The 3,145-nt window shown below is 61.5% G+C and carries 1 protein-coding gene; it reads left to right on the top strand.

The annotated features are described in order from the left end of the window. Nucleotides 1-112: 112 nt before the first annotated feature. Nucleotides 113-3,145 (top strand): non-ribosomal peptide synthetase (locus tag XBLMG947_RS20800; RefSeq protein ID WP_167352059.1); only part of this gene is annotated, 3,033 nt, incomplete at its 3' end.

Raw genomic sequence — 3,145 nt, forward strand, 5'->3', positions numbered from 1 at the left:
TGCTGGTCGAGCGCATCAGGCAAGAAGGCATTGAGGCCGATGTCCGGACCTTATTCGATCAACCCACGCTGTCCGGTTACGCGGCGGCCATCGAGCAAATGGAGATCGCCCTGTGATTGCAGAAGAGTTCATTCAATCGTTGAAGCGCAAAGGTGTGCAGCTGTCGCTCAAGGACGGCCAATTGATCGTTCGTGGCAACAAAGCCTCACTCAACGAGGCATCAACGATGGCGGCATTGCGCGAGCATAAGGCGTTGCTGGTCGAACTGCTGCAACGAGAGATTGCGGGAGGCGCCGCGCCGCCGGATCACTCAGGCCTGCCTCGCTCAACGGTCCGTATCAATCCCGCCATGCTGCCACTGGTCGAATTGACGCAGCAGCAGATCGATCACATCGTGGCCACGGTGCCGGGCGGTGCATCCAACGTGCAGGATATCTATCCGCTCGCGCCCTTGCAGGAGGGAATGCTTTATCACCATTTATCCGCAGCACAAGGCGATCCGTATTTACTGCAAGCGCAGTTTGCGTTCTCCGATCAGGAGCGATTGAGCGCTTTCGGTGCTGCATTACAACAGGTGCTCGATCGTCACGATGTATTGCGTACCAGTCTGGTGTGGGAGCAGTTGGATACCCCGGTGCAGGTGGTGTGGCGCAGGGCCGCATTGCCGATTGAGGAGATCGATTGCAATCCAGCAGACGGCGGGGTCATCGAACAATTGCAGCAGTGCTTCGATGCGCGCAAGCATGTTCTGGACCTGCAACGTGCACCGCTACTCAGGCTTGTTTATGCGCATGACCCAGCCAACTCTCGCTGGGTGGCACTCTTGTTGTTCCATCATTTGGTGCTCGACCACGTAGCTCTGCAGACCCTGACCCATGAGTTAACGTCGTGCTTGCTTGGCAACGCAGATACATTGCCTCCTCAAAAGCCCTACCGCGCTTATGTCGTACAGGCGCGGTTGGAGGCAACGGAACAATATCATCGTGATTTTTTCGAGCAACGCTTGCGTGACGTGGATGAGCCAACCTTGCCGTTCGGCTTGACCAACCAGAACGATGTCGGCGCCAAAATCGAAGAGGCGAGCCTGTCGCTCACGCCGGAGCTCAGTAGCCGCTTGCGACGACAGGCACGGCTGCTGGGGATCGGCGTGGCGAGCCTGCATCATCTGGCTTGGGCACATATGGTAGGGCGAACCTGTACGCGCGACGATGTCGTATTCGGCACGGTGTTGCTGGGGCGCATGCAGGGGGCCGAAATTTCCTCGGCATTGGGCATGTTCGTCAATACGCTGCCACTCAGGGTACAGCTGAGCCGGCCGGTGCGGACTGCTGCCCAACAGGTCCACAAGGAACTGACCGCCTTGCTGGCGCACGAGCATGCATCCCTGGGACTGGCACAACGTTGCAGTGGTGTCGCACCACCGAACCCATTGTTCAGTGCGCTGTTGAATTACCGGCATAGTTCGGCCAGCGACGATCTTGCGCAAGACGCTGCGTGGCACGGCATCCACATGCTATCTGCGGAAGAACGCACCAATTATCCGCTGACCTTGAACGTGGATGATCTTGGCGAGGGATTCCGACTGACGGCGCAGGTTCTCCCGGAAGTAGATGCGGCGCGTGTGTGCAGCTATATGCAGACCGCTCTGGCCAGTGTGGTCGATGCGCTGGAGCACACCCCGGATCGACACGTTGACGAACTTCCGATCCTGCCCGAGGCCGATGTCGAGCGACTGGTTGTCCAGAGCAATACCCCATGCCTGGAGCTTGCGACGGACGCTCTTCTTCATCAGATCGTGGAAGCGCGGGCCGCTGCGACGCCTGAAGCGGTAGCAGTGGAGTTCGAGCAGATCCGCTTGAGCTATTGCCAGCTCAATCAGCAAGCTAACCGCCTCGCGCATCATCTGATCGGGCTGGGTGTGGGGCCGGACGATCGGGTGGTGCTCTGCGCGGAGCGCAGTGCGACGTTGTTGATCGGCATGCTCGCAATCCTCAAGGCGGGCGGTGCCTATGTGCCGCTGGACCCGGCCGCACCACCGGAGCGCTTACGTTTCATGCTGGAAGACAGCGCGCCGATGGCCGTGTTGACCGATGTTTCTTCCAGCGCGGTGTTGCCGCCGCTTGCGTGCCCGCTGCTGTGTCTGGATGCCTGTGACGTGCAGCTGGTGGGGCAGCCCACGCACAATCCCGAGGTCATTGGGCTGGGGCCGTTGCATCTGGCCTATGTGATCTACACCTCCGGTTCTACGGGCCGGCCCAAGGGTGTGCTGGTGGAGCATCGCAATGTGACCCGCTTGTTCGCCGCGACCCAGGCATGGTTCCACTTCGGTGCCAACGATACCTGGGCGCTGTTCCACTCGTTTGCCTTCGATTTCTCGGTGTGGGAGATCTGGGGCGCCTTGCTGCACGGCGGTCGCCTGTTGGTGGTACCGCAGCAGATCACCCGCGCGCCGGCAGAGTGCTACGCCTTGCTCTGCCAGGCGGGCGTGACCGTGCTCAATCAGACGCCGAGCGCGTTTCGCCAGTTGATCGCTGCGCAGGACACGCAAGCCCACAGCCTGCGGCTGGTGATCTTCGGCGGCGAGGCGCTGGAGCCGGCGATGCTCGCACCATGGTACGCACGGCCGCAGAACGCGGCCACGCAGCTGGTCAACATGTATGGCATCACCGAAACCACGGTGCATGTGACGTACTACCCGCTGTCGCCGGCAGATGCGCAGGGTGGCGATGTCAGCCCGATCGGGCGGCGTATCCCGGACCTGCGTCTGTATGTGCTGGACGGGCGGCAGCAACCGGTGCCGATCGGGGTGGCGGGGGAACTGTACGTGGGCGGCGCCGGCGTGGCGCGGGGCTATTTGAATCGCCCCGAGTTGACGGCCGAGCGATTCCTTGACGATCCGTTTCATCCCGGCGCACGCGTGTACAAGAGCGGGGATCTGGCACGCTGGCGGGCCGACGGCACGTTGGAGTATCTGGGTCGCAACGACGAGCAGGTCAAGATTCGCGGATTTCGGATCGAGCTGGGCGAGATCCAGGTGCATCTGCAGACCCATCCGCAGGTGCGCGAGGCGGTAGTACTGGCCCGCGAAGAGGCGCCGGGCGATCGGCGTCTGGTGGCCTATGTCATCGCGCAGGATACGCAGTCG

The sequence above is a fragment of the Xanthomonas bromi genome (assembly GCF_900092025.1).
Taxonomy (GTDB): domain Bacteria; phylum Pseudomonadota; class Gammaproteobacteria; order Xanthomonadales; family Xanthomonadaceae; genus Xanthomonas; species Xanthomonas bromi.